The 17,102-nt window shown below is 49.6% G+C and carries 13 protein-coding genes and 1 tRNA gene; 10 read left to right on the top strand and 4 right to left on the bottom strand.

Features of this window, described 5'->3' with window-relative positions:
- On the top strand, positions 1 to 2,270 hold a 2,270-nt coding region (locus AACZ64_RS03910), incomplete at its 5' end, for a VCBS domain-containing protein (protein ID WP_339639710.1).
- Positions 2,271 to 2,351: 81 nt separating this feature from the next.
- Here AACZ64_RS03910 and AACZ64_RS03905 read toward each other — a convergent pair.
- The gene (locus AACZ64_RS03905; protein WP_293614294.1) at positions 2,352 to 3,026 is read right to left on the bottom strand and encodes a transglutaminase-like cysteine peptidase; all 675 of its coding nucleotides are present in this window, start codon (positions 3,024 to 3,026) and stop codon (positions 2,352 to 2,354) included.
- A 172-nt stretch (positions 3,027 to 3,198) separates the two neighbouring features.
- On the opposite strand from AACZ64_RS03905, the gene AACZ64_RS03900 reads away from it, so the two are divergent.
- From AACZ64_RS03900 to AACZ64_RS03890, 3 genes are all read left to right on the top strand, one after another.
- Positions 3,199 to 5,163 (top strand): EAL domain-containing protein, encoded by a 1,965-nt coding sequence (locus AACZ64_RS03900; RefSeq protein ID WP_293614295.1) that lies wholly within the window; start codon positions 3,199 to 3,201, stop codon positions 5,161 to 5,163.
- Between the two features lie 68 nt (positions 5,164 to 5,231).
- Positions 5,232 to 6,746 (top strand): glutamate--tRNA ligase, encoded by a 1,515-nt coding sequence (gene gltX, locus AACZ64_RS03895; protein ID WP_293614296.1) that lies wholly within the window; start codon positions 5,232 to 5,234, stop codon positions 6,744 to 6,746.
- 40 nt (positions 6,747 to 6,786) lie between these two features.
- Positions 6,787 to 6,862: transfer RNA gene (locus AACZ64_RS03890), tRNA-Ala, on the top strand.
- 110 nt (positions 6,863 to 6,972) lie between these two features.
- On the opposite strand, the gene AACZ64_RS03885 is transcribed toward AACZ64_RS03890, so the two are convergent.
- From AACZ64_RS03885 to gltA, 3 genes are all read right to left on the bottom strand, one after another.
- Positions 6,973 to 7,362, bottom strand: coding sequence for a hypothetical protein (locus AACZ64_RS03885; RefSeq protein ID WP_339639709.1), 390 nt, complete (start codon positions 7,360 to 7,362; stop codon positions 6,973 to 6,975).
- Positions 7,363 to 7,461: 99 nt separating this feature from the next.
- Positions 7,462 to 7,896, bottom strand: a complete 435-nt coding sequence (locus tag AACZ64_RS03880; protein ID WP_293614298.1) for a hypothetical protein — start codon at positions 7,894 to 7,896, stop codon at positions 7,462 to 7,464.
- Between the two features lie 195 nt (positions 7,897 to 8,091).
- On the bottom strand, positions 8,092 to 9,369 hold the full coding sequence (gltA, locus tag AACZ64_RS03875) for a citrate synthase (protein WP_293614299.1): 1,278 nt from the start codon (positions 9,367 to 9,369) through the stop codon (positions 8,092 to 8,094).
- A gap of 310 nt (positions 9,370 to 9,679) precedes the next feature.
- Between gltA and sdhC the strand changes: the two genes are divergently transcribed.
- The 6 genes from sdhC (at position 9,680) to odhB (ending at position 17,095) form a co-directional block, all read left to right on the top strand.
- A complete protein-coding gene (gene sdhC, locus AACZ64_RS03870) occupies positions 9,680 to 10,057 on the top strand; it encodes a succinate dehydrogenase, cytochrome b556 subunit (RefSeq protein WP_293614300.1) in 378 nt (125 codons plus the stop codon).
- Positions 10,054 to 10,422, top strand: a complete 369-nt coding sequence (sdhD, locus tag AACZ64_RS03865; protein ID WP_293614301.1) for a succinate dehydrogenase, hydrophobic membrane anchor protein — start codon at positions 10,054 to 10,056, stop codon at positions 10,420 to 10,422. Before sdhC ends, sdhD begins: the two co-directional genes overlap by 4 nt.
- Positions 10,423 to 10,426: 4 nt before the next feature.
- Positions 10,427 to 12,199, top strand: coding sequence for a succinate dehydrogenase flavoprotein subunit (sdhA, locus tag AACZ64_RS03860; RefSeq protein WP_293614302.1), 1,773 nt, complete (start codon positions 10,427 to 10,429; stop codon positions 12,197 to 12,199).
- Positions 12,200 to 12,213: 14 nt separating this feature from the next.
- Entirely contained in the window at positions 12,214 to 12,918 is a 705-nt protein-coding gene (locus tag AACZ64_RS03855) for a succinate dehydrogenase iron-sulfur subunit (RefSeq protein WP_036860390.1), read from the top strand.
- Positions 12,919 to 13,004: 86 nt separating this feature from the next.
- Complete coding sequence (locus tag AACZ64_RS03850) at positions 13,005 to 15,836, top strand: 2-oxoglutarate dehydrogenase E1 component (RefSeq protein WP_293614303.1); 2,832 nt, start codon at positions 13,005 to 13,007, stop codon at positions 15,834 to 15,836.
- A gap of 38 nt (positions 15,837 to 15,874) precedes the next feature.
- A complete protein-coding gene (gene odhB, locus AACZ64_RS03845) occupies positions 15,875 to 17,095 on the top strand; it encodes a 2-oxoglutarate dehydrogenase complex dihydrolipoyllysine-residue succinyltransferase (RefSeq protein ID WP_293614304.1) in 1,221 nt (406 codons plus the stop codon).
- Positions 17,096 to 17,102 lie beyond the last annotated feature (7 nt).

The raw sequence follows: 17,102 nt of genomic DNA, 5'->3' as shown, positions 1-17,102 counted from the left end.
TGGACGGCAGTGGCACGAGCACCATCACGATCACGATTAATGGCACCAACGACGGAGCGGTGGTCACGAACGACGCCCGTTCGGTGACGGAAGATCAGGACCTGAATCCGGTGGACAGTGTGCCGGATACGGTGCTGAGTGTGACCGGCGCGATCAGTGTGTCGGATGAAGATCAGGGCGAAGAGGCTTTTGATCCGGGCACGCTGTCGTTTGGCGGTCGGACGAACTCGAATGCATTGGACACAGACACCGCCGAGCTGGGGACACTGACGCTACTGGATGACCAGGGCAACTACAGTTTTGCGGTAGACAATGCGGCGGTGCAGTACCTGGCGGCGGGCGACACGGTGGTTCAGACCTGGACGGTTGACTCTGTGGACGGCAGTGGCACGAGCACCATCACGATCACGATTAATGGCACCAACGACGGCCCCGTGGCAAACCCCGATACCAATTTCGTAAATAAGAGTATTGATGGGGTAGATGCCCCCATAATTTCAGGGAATGTCATATCAGGTGGTGAAAATGGAATAGATTCGGCAGATTCATTTGCTGGTGCCGAGCAGTACGCCGATGTCGCTGACACAGATGTTGATCTTGGCGATGCCTTGAGAATAGTCAGTATAAATAATCAGTCAGTCAGCGTGGGAACAACGGCTGCTAATGGAACGCAACTTGCCGGTTTATATGGTGTTTTGACTATTGGGGCAGACGGCTCATATGCCTACGACCTAGACGATAATAATCCACTGCTGGCCGACCTGAATACCGGTGAAGAATTGAATGAGGTGTTCAACTATACGGTTTCTGATTCAAGTGGCGCAGAGAGTTCATCAACATTGACGATCACTGTGAATGGTCAGGACCAGGGGCAGCCCCCGTTAGAACTGGGTGTTACAAAAAATTTATACGTTGGCCTTGATGAACTGGTTATCAAAAACCTTCAAGTTGGTTTTGAAGACGCTACTTTTGTGAATGGAACGGCAAACACCTCGGAATATAATACTGATTCCGATCCATATATTGATCAGTTGGGCTGGGGCAGACCTGTCGGTAGTACCGGCCAGTCTGGTTACACACTGGTTGATAATACCCTTTTCAGTTCAGAAACCGGGTCAACAGTAGACGTTGGCTCAACCTTCAAGATTGCGGACTTCCAGCATTTAAATTTTCCCATAGCGGTCAATTCGTCAATCCTCCAGGAAGTCTACCTGGTCCTTAATATGGATATAGTGATTAATGGGGTCCACCTGGAAAAACCGATAGACTTGAAACTGCTGATGAGTCACGACGAAACCCCTAATGATAGTGGTGATCCACGGGATATTATTTCACTTCCGCCACAGATGATCACTGTCAACATGGATGGCTTCGATTATGATTTCCATGTATTGGGATTTCGGGATGTTGATGGCAATTTGGTTGATGAAATTTATACGAATGAAAATGCAGTAAATGACTTTGAAATTGTCGGCAGCTTCACTTCGTCATCTGAAAACCCTCAGGTGCTGGATAGTGTTTCCGGAACTGTCGGGACAGGGAGTGATGATGTCGTCACCTGGGCTGATACTTCGAGTGAATACGGCACTCTGACCGTCAGCGAAGATGGCAGTTATGAATATATACTGAATGGTGATATCAAGAACGTTCTAGACGTTGGTGAGAATCTGGTGGATAGCTTCGAATATACGGTTACCAATCAGAATGGTAGCACTACCAGTACACTGGAAATTAATATTTCCGGCTATCAGAATATTTACGGCTCTTCTGGAGACGATTCCCTGACGGGTACATCAGCGAATGAATATTTGACCGGTGCAGCCGGTGATGATGTTCTCAATGGCGCCGGGGGCGAGGATGTTCTTGTAGGTGGTCCTGGCAACGATATACTGACGGGCGGTCTCGGGGCAGATGTGTTCAAGTGGGTAGCCGGCGATGAAGGAATAGGTGCGACCGATACTGTTACTGATTTTAACCAGTCGAGTGGCAGCTATGATCCATCAGAGGGCGATATTCTTGATCTCTCAGATCTTCTTGTGGGGCTGGATTCATCAGGCATGACTTTAGCCGAAGCCCTGGATGCATCTTTTCTGACGATCACGTCAGATGGAACTGATACGAGTATTGTCGCCGATGTCGATGGTGCCGCGGCGGGGACTACGACCCAAACAATTGTGCTGCAAGGTGTGGATTTAACAAATGGTGGTGAGTTTTCTTCGGCAGAAGTCATCGAAAGCCTCATTAGTAATAATAATCTGGTTGTAGATTGATCGTTTGAAAATTAAAAAAACCCGGTCAAATGGCCGGGTTTTTTACAATAACGTCCATTCTGGATTGGTCGTTATTATTCTTTACTCTAACTCCTTCGCCATTCTTGCATTCAGGTCCCGCCAAAGATTGAGCTGGTCTGATTTGCCTGCTTTGAGTTGTTCATTACGTGTTCTGGCCAGCCATAAATTATCGGCGTTAAAACTGTAAATCGGTCGAAGGTCATTTCGCTCATTGGCCGGTTTGATGTGTTTATTGATATTGTCGAGAATCAGGGGTACAGAAGTTGGGGTGGCATAGTAGGCCAGTACCATGTGTGCCTGATTCAGCAAAGTCGCCTTGACATAGGTGATCCGCAATTTTGAAACATCCATGCCCATTTCCTTGAGCGTGAAATACTTGGCAATAGAGAAATCCTCACAGTCACCGGCATCTCTGGCAAGAAATTCGATAGGAGTCGCCCAGTAATCATTCTTGCCCCACAGCTCAATGTCGCTGACAAAGCGGGCGCCATTAAAAAAATCATTCACTGCCGTGAGTTGCTCGATATCCGCTTTGCCGCGGTATTCGTGAGTCATATTTTGCCAATATTCAATGCGCAACTGAGCAGGCTCTCCATATTTTTTATGGATGCTGGTGAGCATTTTGTCACTGATCCCGGAGTGATCAGCGTTGCCTGTAAATATCACGAAAAACAGAGAAGCCAGCAGTCCAATGCGACCGAAAAAAATTGCTTGTAGAGCTGATGAAGACTTCAATTTCTTTCCGTTTTTTGCGACGTTATCGGCCTATTTACAGCGACTTTGATCTTATCATAGAGATTGCCTGGCAAGGCTATGATGCGAGTCGATGTAGCGTGATCCAGTGCTCAATTGGCAAGTGGGCCAGTTTGGATTAGACTCGATCAATTGAACACAAAAGGAATGTTGCGTGACTCTGTTCCGCCAGCTGATTATCGCTATTGTCTTGTTATTTGTCTGTCTGTACGCAGGCAATACGCTTGTCAGTCTTTATAACAACCAGCAACTGGTTGCTGAACAGATGCAAGTCCATGCGCAGGACACTGCTACTTCACTTGGGCTTTCCATGACGCAGGCGGCGCAGGAAAAAGATATTGCCACCATGGATACCATGTTCAATGCGGTATCTGACAGCGGTTATTTTCAGCGTATTTATTTTTCTGATCTCGACGGGAATACCCTGATCGACAGAGAATTTCCGGTTTCTCTTGAGGGTGTTCCAGACTGGTTTTTGTCATTCATCGACCTGCCCATTAACGAGGGGAGGGCAGAAGTAACGTCTGACTGGATGCAACTGGGGGAGGTGGTCGTTGTCAGTCATCCCGGTCAGGCTTACCTGAAACTGTGGCGGGTTACCACGACACAGTTAATCTGGTTTACTGCTATTACACTGTCTGTCTGTTTGTTGGCCTATATTGCGCTCAAATGGTTGCTCGTGCCACTTGCCCGGGTTGAGCAGCAGGCCAATGATATTTTCAATAAAAAATTTGTTGTTCTGGAGCCCCTGCCGAAAACTCGTGAGCTTGGCAGCGTCGTCCGGGCCATGAATAGGATGGCACTTCACCTCAAGGCCGTTTTTGAAGATCAGCTTTCGCTCATCGACCGACTGCAGAAACAGTCTTTTCAAGATGCGGTTACCGGTCTCTCCAATCGAAATGATTTTGACAACCGCCTGCGAAGCTATGTCGATGATCAGGAGGAGGGCATGCATACCGGCGCTCTGGCGATTGTCGCATTGCACGATATTTCATGCGTCAACGAATATGCCGGGCGTGGAGAGGGAAATGCGATTCTCAAATCTGTCGGCCAGCGTTTGCAAAGCGCGGTGATTGATCATCCCCGGGCTATTGTAGCCAGACGGCAGGGTCCGGAGTTCTCGCTGTTTATCCCCGATATTACCCCTGGAGAAGGCGACGCTTTGGCAGAAAAGATATTTGGGGCCGTCCAGGATATCAGTTGGCTTCATAACGAGAAGTGTCCATTGTCTTTCCACATGGGATATACCTTTCATACGAATATCACCAGTGGTCCCGAAATGCTGGGTGAAGCCGATATTGCACTGCGGCAGGCCAAGCTGGGTAGTGCCAGCCGTTGGACCAAATTTGCCGATGTGCAAAATGGTGATGTTCCCGTACTGGGAAAACCCCTCAATGAGTGGGAAGTATTTCTCAATCAGGCCATTCAAAACCGGCTTGTGGCACTTCACTACCAGCCTATAGTCAGTATTCAGGATAAAGCGCTACTGGCCCAGGAAGTGTATGTGCGCTTCCTCAACGGCAAGGATTTACTGGCGGCTGCTGTGGTGGTTCCCATTGCAGAAAGACTGGGGCTGATGCCTAGCCTTGACAGGCTGATTCTGGAGTCTCTGGCCTCGGCTGAGCGCGAAAAGGAGACCCCCACTAAACTGTGTGTCAATCTGTCGATAGTATCGGTGAAAACCTCCGGTTTTCTGAGATGGCTTGATAACTTCCTGGCATCTCAGCGGAGGCTGGCAGCGAAGTTGGTATTTGAGGTGCCGGAATATGCCATGAAAGCAAACGGTGCGTCTCTCAGGACTTTTAGTCAGCTTTTGCAAAAGCACGGTACTTCACTCGGCATCGACCATTTTGGCCTAGAGTCTGCGGCTTTTGGCTATCTGAGTAGTCTGCCATTGAATCATCTCAAGGTTCACCGCAGTTTTCTGCGCGAGCTGGACACGAATCTGGACAACCAGTTTTATATCAAGTCACTCGCCGGGCTTGCCCATAACAGTGGGTTGCAGTTATGGGTGGAAGGTGTTGAAAACGAACAGGAATGGGATCAGCTTGCCGAGCTGGATGCCGATGCTGCACAGGGTTATTTTTTGGGCCCGCCAGCCTTGAGAACTGTTGATTAGTCCTGTTCTGCGTATAATCACGCTCTTTTCCTGTTGACCCAATTCACCCCAAACGGAATGTTTATTTGATGTCTGTTCGCACACGCATTGCTCCATCTCCCACTGGCGACCCCCACGTTGGGACTGCCTATGTAGCCCTTTTTAATCTCTGTTTTGCCCGAAGCCAGGGTGGTGAGTTTATCCTGCGTATTGAAGATACTGACCAGGTTCGCAGTACCCCGGAATCTGAAAAGATGATTCTGGATTCCTTGCGCTGGCTAGGCCTCGAGTGGTCCGAGGGGCCCGACGTTGGTGGACCTTATGGTCCTTATCGACAGAGCGAGCGAACGGATATTTATCAACAACACGTTATGGAGCTGGTTGATAAAGGCCATGCATTTTACTGCTTTGCCACGTCTGAAGAGCTTGACGAGATGCGTCGTGAGCAGATGGCGAGAGGGGAAACCGCAAAATATGATGGCCGAGGTTTGTCATTGTCGGCCGAAAACGTTAAAAAGCGCCTGGCAGCGGGAGAGCCCTACGTTATCCGTATGAAGGTTCCCGATCACGGCAGTTGTGTTTTTCAGGATCTGCTGCGCGGCCAGATTGAAATTCCCTGGACACAGGTGGATATGCAAGTGCTGCTGAAGGCGGACGGTATGCCCACCTATCACCTTGCCAATGTAGTAGATGACCACCTGATGAAAATCACCCATGTCATTCGTGGCGAGGAATGGATCAACTCAGCACCCAAACACCTTCTCCTTTATAAGTACTTTGGTTGGGATATGCCTGAGTTCTGTCATATGCCATTGCTGAGAAATCCCGATAAAAGCAAACTCAGCAAGCGGAAAAACCCTACCAGCATCAACTATTATCGGGATATGGGTTACATGCCGGAGGCTGTGGTCAACTATCTTGGGCGTATGGGCTGGTCCATGCCGGACGAGAGTGAGAAGTTTAGCCTTCAGGACATGCTTGATCAGTTTGACCTGCGTGCTGTGCATCTGGGGGGGCCGGTTTTTGATACTGAAAAGCTGGACTGGCTGAACGGCCGCTGGATCCGTGAAAATCTGGATGAGCAGGCATTTGCCAATCGTGTTGCTGAATGGGCGATAAACCGTGACAACCTCGCCAGGATGATTCCACTGATCAAGGAGAGAGTGGAAAAGTTTTCCGATATTGCGCCGTTACTCGGGTTTATGTTTTCGGGCATGCCGAAACTCGATACTTCCCACTTCGAGCACAAAAAACTGGACAATGAAACAGTGCGGAAAATTCTGCAATACAGCTCCTGGCGCCTCGATGGGTTGCGTCATTGGAGTCGGGATGGCTTGTATGAGGAGCTGAATCAGTTGGCACAGGGGATGGAATTAAAGTTGAAGGATTTTTTATCCCCCCTGTTTGTCGCTGTTGCTGGATCCACCTCGGCTCCGCCCCTGTTTGATGCCATGGCTATCCTCGGGCCAGATATGGTCAGGGCGCGTATCAGGAGCGCTCTGGAGGCCTCTGGCGGGGTTTCTAAAAAGCAGCTAAAGGCCTGGGATAAAGATTACCGTCTTCTCTCTGCAGCCCGTACTGAACACCCTGAAGAACAGGCTTGACACTCCAGGGGGCTGTGCCTAAAATTGCGCCCTCTTTTACGGGGCTATAGCTCAGCTGGGAGAGCGCAACACTGGCAGTGTTGAGGTCAGCGGTTCGATCCCGCTTAGCTCCACCAAACAAAAAATCCCCCAGATGAAAATCTGGGGGATTTTTTGTTTGGTGTCATAAGAATTCAAACGCTACGTTCCGATTCATCACTCAATCGAAGGCTGAGGTACTGCTGTGTTAATCGGAGAAACGACTCATTCTTCCGGTTTTCCAGCGGAGCAGTGCATAGCCGATCGTGGCGCACCCGAGGGAAGTGAAGAAGGCAATGCCGTAAACTAGGCCGGTTGTCTGATATACGGGGCCATACATAAAAAACTCCAGCACCATATAACAACATATCCCCAGTAACATTCCCCATACATATTGTGGTAGAGCAGTGCCGTAGATATAGCCGGCGAGAAGCGATGGGATCGAGAGTATGGCGATGACAGAGGATACATTCTGTGCATAGATGGCTGCCCATGTGGCAGAACCGAACATCAGAAGTGCACCAACGATGTAGGCCTGAATTTTTTGCATTATCTGACTGCCTTCTGTTTCCACATATTCTGCAGCTGAGTCTTCCATGAATTGGTGCGGTGCTCTATTGGACGTTAGTCGTGCCGATGTCATTCAGCAGACACAAAAAAACCGCCCAAAAGGGCGGTTTCATTGGCAGGGTTAACACTACATATCGACCGCTTCCATACTGACTTCTGTTGCATCCAGTTTCCAGACGCCGTCTGTCAGGATCAGGTGATCAACTTCTTTTTCAATAATACCATCGGTGTTAAAGACGTCACTGGCTCTGGTCCAGGCATTGACCTTGGCCGTTTCCCCGTCAATTTCGACTGACGATATGCCGTATTCGTGCAGAATGACAGATGCCATATCCACGATATTCTTCCAGTCAGCTGCATACTCTTTTTTTGTACGACCATCAATCATTCTTGGTGTCAGCAGGTCGTAAGCATCTTCGTATTTTCGTGCTTTTAATGCAGCGTAGTAGCTTTTGACGACACCTTCAGGTGTATTCTCCGCTGCATAGGCGGTCGCTGTGAACAATAATGACAGCACTATGGTGATGGGGAGAAGTAGTTTGCTCACTGGTTTAATGCTCATTTGTAGCCTCCGGATGTAACTTTTTACTCAGACTCGATTTTTCGGATCAAGTTCAGGTTAGCTTTTTTCTGATGTTACTACAGAATAATCGAATTAGCTGTAGCTGTAAGCCCCTTGCGTTTTAACTGGGTAGAATTAAAAAAGCCACTCAAAGAGTGGCTTTGGGGTATGCAGAAATTGGTAATGTACCTGATCTTACTCGGGATAATCCCGTTTTGGTGATCCAGTGTAGAGTTGTCTTGGGCGACCGATACGGTAAGGGTTGCTCAGCATTTCATTCCAGTGAGATATCCAGCCAACAGTGCGCCCGGTAGCGAAGATAACAGTAAACATTTCAGTGGGTATGCCAATGGCTTTCATGATGATGCCCGAGTAGAAATCCACATTGGGGTAGAGTTTTTTCTCAACAAAATACTCGTCTTCCAGTGCAATCTGTTCCAGTCGTTTGGCGATTTTAAGCAATGGGTCATTTTCAATGCCGAGCTCAGCCAGTACCGCGTCACAGGCTTCTTTCATGACCTTGGCGCGGGGATCGAAGTTTTTATAGACCCGGTGGCCGAAGCCCATCAGCCGGAAGGGGTCGTCCTTGTCTTTGGCGCGTACTACGTACTTGTCGATGTGTTTTTCATCGCCGATTTGCTCGAGCATTTCCAGAACAGCCTGATTGGCCCCGCCGTGGGCGGGCCCCCACAGTGCTGCGATGCCAGCAGCTATACAGGAATAGGGGTTGGCGCCGGAAGAGCCAGCGAGACGGACGGTTGAAGTAGAGGCATTTTGTTCGTGGTCGGCGTGAAGGAGGAACAACAGATCCATTGCTTTCGCAATAACGGGGTTGATGTTGCTCTCTTCACAGGGAGTGCCAAACATCATGTGCAGGAAGTTCTCTGCGTAACCCAGTTTGTTATCGGGGTACATATAAGGCTGGCCAATGAAATGTTTGTGACACATGGCTGCCAGTGTTGGCATTTTGGCAATTAGCCTGTGTGCGGTAATCAGTCGGTGCTCTGGATCGTTGATATCCATGGAGTCGTGGTAAAACGATGACAGGCCGCCTACCGCGCCACAGAGCATAGCCATAGGGTGTGCATCGTAACGAAAGCCGGACATGAACTGCTCAATGGAGCGATTCACCATGGTGTGCATTCTGATAATCTGCTCAAAATCCTTTTTCCCCTCGGGAGAGGGGAGCTCTCCATTCAGCAGCAGATAACAGGTCTCAAGATAATCGGATTTTTGTGCGAGTTGTTCTATAGGGTAGCCGCGATGAAGCAATACGCCCTTGTCGCCATCAATAAAAGTAATTTTTGATTCACAGGCAGCAGTGGCACTAAAGCCGGGGTCGAACGTAAAACAACCTGTTTCAGGCACTTTCGAAATATCGATGACATCCTGTCCGAGAGTACTTCCAAGTATCGGTAATTCAAGATGAATATCTGTGCCCTCTACAGAAAGATGGACCTTCTTATTGCTCATTGGGTTCTCCTACGAATCAGGGAGCGAGATGCAAGCATCAAGCGTGCAAACTATTTCTGAGGCGCAAAACTATAGCCTTCTCTCTGGATTTGTCAATTTTACTGCAAATACAGCGAGTGAATAGCGGCTATCTTTTGTAGATATAACTGCATCAATACTGAATGACGGACAGGTTTCATTGTAATCCTGTGACAATACTTCTATAATTTTTCCCCGATTTTAGCCCGGTATGCCGACGACGGTTTAGCCGATTTTCCCTGCGTTATATTTCTGCATTCTGCCCAACCTGCGGACTTAAGGTGTGTATATCGTGAACAAGAAAAGACCTGTAAATCTCGATATCGGAACAATAGAGCTTCCGATAACCTCCTATGTATCTATTTTGCATCGTGTTTCCGGAGTTGTACTGTTCGGTGCAATCGCTGTGTTCTTGTGGTTGCTGGATACCAGCTTATCTTCAGAAGAAGGATTTAATGCTATCAGGGAAACGATGAGCAGCCCGGTTTGCCAATTGATTGTCTGGGCAGCGTTAGCGGGCCTGGCCTACCATATTGTCGCGGGTGTCCGACACTTGATTATGGATTTTGGTGTGGGCGAGACCCTTGAAGGTGGTCGCCTGGGCGCAAAAATTGTCCTGTTTGTTGCTGTTGTTCTAATTATTCTCGCGGGGGTCTGGGTATGGGTATGATTACCAATGTTACAAGCTTCAGCCGCAGTGGCCTCTCAGACTGGCTGCTGCAACGTGTTACCGCCGTGGTTATGGCTGCCTACACGGTATTTATCACGGCCTACCTGCTATTTAATTCCGGCCTTGAATACAGTCAGTGGCTCGGGCTGCACAGCCATATCGCCATGAAAATCTTTAATGTCCTGACAGTACTGTCTATCGCTGTCCACGCCTGGATCGGTTTGTGGGCGGTCCTGACCGATTACGTCACAGAGCGTCTGCTTGGTCCAAAGGCCACGGTGCTGCGTATTTTTCTTCAGCTGGGGATGATTACAGTCACTCTGGTTTATGTCATATGGGCTCTTGATATCGTATGGGGAATCTAAATCCATGAGTAGTGTAAGAACCATTTCGTTTGACGGTGTAATTGTCGGTGGTGGTGGTGCTGGTATGCGAGCCGCACTCCAACTGGCCCAGTCTGGCTATAAGACAGCGGTGATTTCCAAGGTCTTTCCGACGCGCTCACACACAGTTTCAGCGCAGGGTGGGATTACCTGTGCGATTGCCAGTGACGATCCCAGCGATGACTGGCGCTGGCATATGTATGACACGGTGAAAGGTTCCGATTATATCGGTGACCAAGAGGCCATTGAATATATGTGCTCTGTCGGGCCTGAAGCAGTATTTGAACTGGAGCACATGGGCCTTCCCTTTTCTCGTACCGAAGAGGGCCGTATTTATCAGCGGCCGTTCGGTGGACAGTCCAAAAATTTTGGTGAAGGTGGGCAGGCGGCAAGAACCTGTGCTGCTGCCGACCGTACAGGCCATGCGCTGTTACACACGCTCTACCAAAATAACATTAAAAACAATACGGTGTTCTTTAATGAGTGGTTTGCAGTCGACCTCGTGAAAAATGCCGATAATGCAGTTGTAGGCGTTATTGCCATCAATATTGAAACGGGCGAAACCGTTTACGTGAAATCCAAGGCCACGGTGCTCGCCACCGGCGGCGCAGGAAGGATTTATGCGTCGACCACCAATGCGCACATCAATACGGGTGACGGTGTCGGTATGGCCCTCCGGGCTGGTTTTCCAGTTCAGGATATCGAAATGTGGCAGTTTCACCCGACCGGTATTGCTGGTGCCGGCACACTGGTGACGGAGGGCTGTCGCGGTGAGGGCGGTTATCTGATCAATAAAGATGGTGAGCGTTTTATGGAACGCTATGCCCCCAATGCTAAAGACCTGGCGGGTCGAGATGTGGTTGCCCGGTCCATGGTTCTGGAGATTTTGGAAGGCCGTGGTTGTGGCGAAAAAGGCGATCACGTCTTGCTGAAGCTGGATCATCTCGGTGAAGAGATTCTTGAGAGTCGTCTGCCCGGTATCTGTGAGTTGTCTCGTACGTTTGCCCATGTGGATCCGGTCAAAGAACCTATCCCTGTAGTCCCCACCTGTCATTATATGATGGGCGGTGTTCCCACTAATGTTTCTGGTCAGGCGCTGACCCTTGATGCCGATGGTAATGATCGGGTTATTGATGGCTTGTATGCCTGCGGGGAAGTTGCCTGTGTGTCTGTTCATGGTGCAAACCGCTTAGGTGGCAACTCGTTGCTGGATCTGGTGGTGTTTGGTCGTTCATCAGGTCTGTTCATTGAGCAGGCTCTGCGTGAAGGGATTGACCTGAAGGAGGCAACTGATGCAGATATTGACGCTGCTATGTCTGGCATAAATCGAATTAATAATTCGACTGAGGGTGAGACCACCGCAGAGTTGCGGGCTGAGCTGCAAAGTATTATGCAGAACTATTTTGGTGTGTTCCGCCGTGGCGATTACATGCAGGAGGGCATTGAGAAGCTTAAAGCCCTTCGTCCCCGGATAGAAAACGTTCGTCTCGATGATAAAAGTAATGCTTTTAATACAGCTCGTATTGAGGCGTTGGAACTGCAGAATCTTCTAGAGGTTGCGGAGGCTACTGCTATCACCGCCGAGGTCAGAACAGAAAGCCGCGGCGCTCACGCCCGTGAGGATTTTACAGAGCGCGACGATGCAAATTGGTTGTGTCACTCTGTCTACTTTCCCGAGACTAAAGAAGTTGGTAAGCGAGGTGTGAACTTTGCACCCAAAACCATGGAAGCCTTCGCGCCTAAGGCGCGTACCTACTGATAAGGGTTTGAACCATGTTGAAAGTTAGTATTTATCGCTACAATCCTGAGACGGACGAAGCTCCATACATGCAGGACTATGAAGTGGATACTGCCGGCAAGGATGTGATGGTGCTAGATGTTTTAGAGCAGCTCAAAGCGCAGGATTCAACGTTGTCTTATCGCCGTTCCTGCCGTGAGGGTGTCTGCGGTTCAGACGGCGTAAATATCAATGGTAAGAATGGTTTGGCTTGTATTACGCCGCTCTCGGCAGCAGTGAAAAACGACAAGTTGGTACTTCGCCCGCTGCCTGGCTTGCCGGTTATTCGGGATCTGGTAATCGATATGGGCCAGTTTTATGCCCAGTATGAAAAGATTCAACCGTATCTGGTAAACAACCAGCCGGCGCCCGCAATTGAACGCCTGCAGTCTCCGGAAGATCGAGCCAAGCTGGATGGTCTCTATGAATGTATCCTGTGTGCATGCTGCTCTACCAGTTGTCCCTCTTTCTGGTGGAATCCGGACAAGTTTATCGGTCCTGCGGGCTTGCTCCAGGCCTATCGTTTTCTGGTGGATAGCCGTGACACGGATACTGAGCAACGGCTTGCCAATCTGGACGATCCGTTTAGTGTTTTCCGCTGTCACGGAATTCAAAACTGTGTGGCGGTTTGTCCCAAGGGATTGAATCCAACTAAAGCAATTGGTCATATCAGAAATATGCTACTGAGAAGTGCTACTTAAAGTACATTACAGTACAATCTGCCAAGGCTTCCCTAGGTGGGAGCCTTGGTGATTTTGTGATCTGACTGACTACAGGAAACATTTCGATGCCTGAAAGCATCATGCAGCAATTTTTGCGCACTTCTCATCTTTCCGGTGGGAATGCTGCATATATCGAAGGTTTGTACGAAACCTATCTACACGACCCGAATGCAGTGCCTGACGAGTGGCGCTCTTTCTTCAGCTCACTTCCCGGTGTTAATGGACATAATGGGCTTGATGTATCCCATGCGACTATTCAGGAGCACTTTGAGTTGCTCGGTCGTCGCAGGGCAAGGCCTGTTCCCGCACCTGGTTCCGGTGGCGTCAATATAGAACATGAGCGGAAGCAGGTTAAAGTACTCCATCTCATTAGTTCCTACCGCAACCGCGGCCATCAGCAAGCAAGCCTTGATCCTTTGGGAATAATGAAGCGGGAGACGGTCCCGGATCTGCAACTTTCTTACCATGGTTTGACGGAAGCCGATCTTGATACGACTTTTCAATGTGGCACATTGTTCATCGGTAAACAGGAAGCCACACTGAAGGAAATTATCTCTGCTTTGGAGGAGACTTACTGTCGCCACGTTGGTGTTGAGCTGATGCACATCACTGATTTGGCCGAAAAGCAGTGGTTTCAGCAACGTCTCGAGAGTGTGCGTTCGAAACCCGTTTATGATACTGAAACACGCAAGCACGTATTGCAGCGACTGACAGCCGCGGAAGGACTGGAGCGGCATCTGGATTCCAAGTATCCCGGCACCAAGCGATTTGGTCTGGAGGGCGCAGAATCACTGATTCCCATGCTCGATGGTCTGATTGAAAGAGTCGGGGAATACGGAGCCAAAGAAATTGTCCTGGCCATGGCTCATCGCGGACGACTTAATGTTCTGGTGAACGTGCTGGGCAAAAGCCCGGCTGACCTGTTTGCTGAATTTGAGGGTAAACGGCATGTTGATACCTCGGGGGACGTGAAGTACCACCAGGGGTTTTCTTCGAATGTCATGACGCCAGGTGGCGAAGTGCATCTGGCGCTAGCGTTCAACCCCTCCCACTTGGAAATCGCCTCTCCGGTAGTTGTGGGCTCGGCCAGAGCACGTCAGGACCGTAGGCAAGATCCAGAGGGCGATCAGGTAGTCCCTGTCATTGTCCACGGCGATGCCTCTTTTGCCGGCCAGGGTGTGGTGATGGAAACGTTCCAAATGTCTCAGACCCGCGCCTACAAAACGGGTGGCAGTATTCACCTCGTAATCAATAATCAGGTAGGTTTTACCACTAGCAGGAAGGAAGATGCCCGTTCGACAGAATACTGTACCGATGTGGCAAAAATGGTTCAGGCTCCGATCATTCATGTTAATGCAGATGATCCGGATGCGGTAATGTTCGCTACCTCACTGGCTGCAGATTACCGTTATCAGTTCAAGAGGGATATTGTTATTGACCTGTTCTGCTACCGTCGCAGAGGCCATAACGAAACCGATGAGCCATCTTCTACCCAGCCCCTGATGTACAAGGTTATCAAGAAGCACAAAACCACCAGGGCTCTTTATGCTGACAGGCTTGCAAGTGAGGGTGTGCTCAATGAGTCAGCAGCGGATAGCCTGCTTGCAGATTATCGGAACATCCTCGACAAGGGACATAATGTCGTGAACAAGCTGGTCTCAGAGCCAGATGATGCACTGTTTGTCGACTGGTCTCCCTATTTGGGGCACGAATGGGTAACGCCAGCGGATACCTCTTATCCATTGGCTAAGCTGAAAGATCTGGCAACCAGAATGTGTCGGGTGCCAGAAGGTATTGTGTTGCAGCGCCAGGTGGAAAAAATTTATGACGACCGGCTGAAGATGTCGGCCGGGGCTCTGGAGCTGAACTGGGGCATGGCGGAACTTCTGGCTTATGCCACGCTGTTGGAGCAGGGTTACCCTATTCGGATGACCGGCCAGGATATTGGCCGCGGTACTTTCTCTCACCGTCACGCAGTACTTTATAATCAGAAAGATGCCGAAACCTACACGCCGCTCAAGCATCTTTCAGAAAATCAGCCCGAGTTCGATATCTATGATTCATTTCTGTCAGAAGAGGCCGTCCTGGCATTTGAGTACGGCTATTCTACAACGGCACCCTCTGGTCTGGTGATATGGGAAGCCCAGTTTGGGGATTTCGCGAACGGTGCCCAAGTTGTCATCGACCAGTTCATCACCAGTGGTGAACACAAGTGGGGACGCTTGTGTGGCCTCACCATGTTGTTGCCTCACGGTTATGAAGGACAGGGTCCGGAACACTCATCAGCTAGGCTCGAGCGTTTTTTGCAGCTTTGTGCTGAGCACAATATTCAGGTTTGTATCCCAACAACCCCTGCTCAGGTCTACCATATGCTTCGCCGTCAGGCGATCAGGCCAATGCGTCGGCCACTGGTAGTCATGAGTCCTAAATGGATACTGCGGCACAAGCTTGCAACTTCCTCTCTGGAAGATCTTGCCGATGGGCATTTTATGCCAGTGATTCCTGAGCGAGAGGTGGCGCCCAAGAAAGCGCGCCGTCTGATATTGTGTTCAGGAAAAGTTTATTACCATCTGCTGGAGGAGCGGATGGAGCGCAAAATTGACGATATTGCCATGGTGCGTATCGAGCAGCTCTACCCGTTTCCCGATGAAGACTTGTTAAATGTACTCAGTGAGTACACCTGTTTAGAGGAGGTAATCTGGTGTCAGGAAGAGCCCATCAATCAGGGCGCCTGGTACAGCAGTCAACACCATATGCGCAGTGTGCTCGATCGTTATAACGGGGATTTAACCCTACGTTATGTCGGTCGTCCTGCCTCTGCAGCGCCGGCTGCAGGTTACATGTCGGCACACCTTGAGGAACAGGCGAAATTTGTTAATGAAGCGTTGAGCTTTTAGCCGCCAAAAACCATCCTTGACCAAGGAAATGATAAAAAATGAGCATTGAAATTAAGGCACCTACTTTCCCTGAATCCGTTCAGGAGGGAAATATTGCTACATGGCATAAAAAACCTGGGGATTCCGTTACCCGGGACGAGTTGCTGGTTGATATTGAAACGGACAAAGTGGTTCTCGAAGTGGTTGCTCCCGCAGATGGAACACTGGATGAGGTCTTGAAAGCTGAGGGAGATGTTGTTCAGAGCAACGAGGTCATTGCACGCGTCACTGCCGGGGGCAGCTCTGCGAAACCAGCAGCGGAAAAGGAGTCTGAGCCAGAAGCGAAGGCAGAGTCAGGAGCAAAGCCTGATGATAGCAGTAAAGATTCAAGTGACGAAAAAATTGCCAGCCCTGCAGCTAGGAAGCTAGCTGAAGAAAAGGGTGTGGATCTGCAAAAAGTCAGCGGAAGCGGGAAAGATGGCAGAATAACCAAAGAGGATATTGTCGCCATTCAACCAACAGCTTCTCCTGAGCAGCCAGCACCTGCAGCGAGCCTGCCCCCTATGGCGGATGGGGATCGGGTCGAGAAGCGCGTACCTATGACACGTATGCGTTCACGCATTGCTGAGCGTCTGGTTCAGGTGACTCAAACGACCGCAATGTTGACGACCTTCAATGAAGTCGACATGCACCGAATCATGAATTTGCGTACAGAGTTCAAGGATTCATTCTCCAAAATTCACAATGGTACCCGGCTCGGATTTATGGGTTTCTTTGTCCGCGCGGCGACTGAAGCCCTGAAACGTTTCCCTGCCGTAAATGCCTCTATTGATGGCACCGATGTTGTTTATCACGGTTATCAGGATGTAGGTGTGGCAGTTTCCACCGATAAGGGCCTGGTCGTGCCAGTACTCCGTAATGCCGACACAATGAGCATTGCTGATGTTGAGAGCACAATTGCTGAGTTTGGTGGAAAGGCTCGTGATGGCAAGCTATCGATTGAAGAAATGACAGGTGGCACGTTCACGATTACGAATGGAGGCGTTTTTGGTTCACTGTTGTCTACTCCAATCCTGAACCCTCCGCAAACGGCAATATTGGGTATGCACAAAATTCAGGAGCGCCCAGTGGCTGAAAACGGTCAGGTGGTTATTCGCCCAATGATGTATCTTGCTTTGTCTTATGACCACCGTTTGGTCGATGGCAAGGAAGCGGTACAGTTTCTTGTGGCGATAAAGGAAATGATCGAAAATCCAGCTAAGATATTACTTGAGATATAGTTCTTAG

Origin of the sequence: uncultured Porticoccus sp., assembly GCF_963975625.1 — a bacterium.
In the GTDB taxonomy this organism is placed as follows: domain Bacteria; phylum Pseudomonadota; class Gammaproteobacteria; order Pseudomonadales; family Porticoccaceae; genus Porticoccus.
This window is presented reverse-complemented; position numbering and strand designations above follow the sequence as displayed.

Excerpts from the sequence above, each read along its gene's own strand:
- gltX (WP_293614296.1), top strand. The coding sequence starts at position 5,232 with ATGTCTGTTCGCACACGCATTGCTCCATCTCCCACTGGCGACCCCCAC.
- AACZ64_RS03885 (WP_339639709.1), bottom strand. The coding sequence starts at position 7,362 with ATGGAAGACTCAGCTGCAGAATATGTGGAAACAGAAGGCAGTCAGATA.
- AACZ64_RS03880 (WP_293614298.1), bottom strand. The coding sequence starts at position 7,896 with ATGAGCATTAAACCAGTGAGCAAACTACTTCTCCCCATCACCATAGTG.
- gltA (WP_293614299.1), bottom strand. The coding sequence starts at position 9,369 with ATGAGCAATAAGAAGGTCCATCTTTCTGTAGAGGGCACAGATATTCAT.
- sdhD (WP_293614301.1), top strand. The coding sequence starts at position 10,054 with ATGATTACCAATGTTACAAGCTTCAGCCGCAGTGGCCTCTCAGACTGG.
- sdhA (WP_293614302.1), top strand. The coding sequence starts at position 10,427 with ATGAGTAGTGTAAGAACCATTTCGTTTGACGGTGTAATTGTCGGTGGT.
- AACZ64_RS03855 (WP_036860390.1), top strand. The coding sequence starts at position 12,214 with ATGTTGAAAGTTAGTATTTATCGCTACAATCCTGAGACGGACGAAGCT.
- AACZ64_RS03850 (WP_293614303.1), top strand. The coding sequence starts at position 13,005 with ATGCCTGAAAGCATCATGCAGCAATTTTTGCGCACTTCTCATCTTTCC.
- odhB (WP_293614304.1), top strand. The coding sequence starts at position 15,875 with ATGAGCATTGAAATTAAGGCACCTACTTTCCCTGAATCCGTTCAGGAG.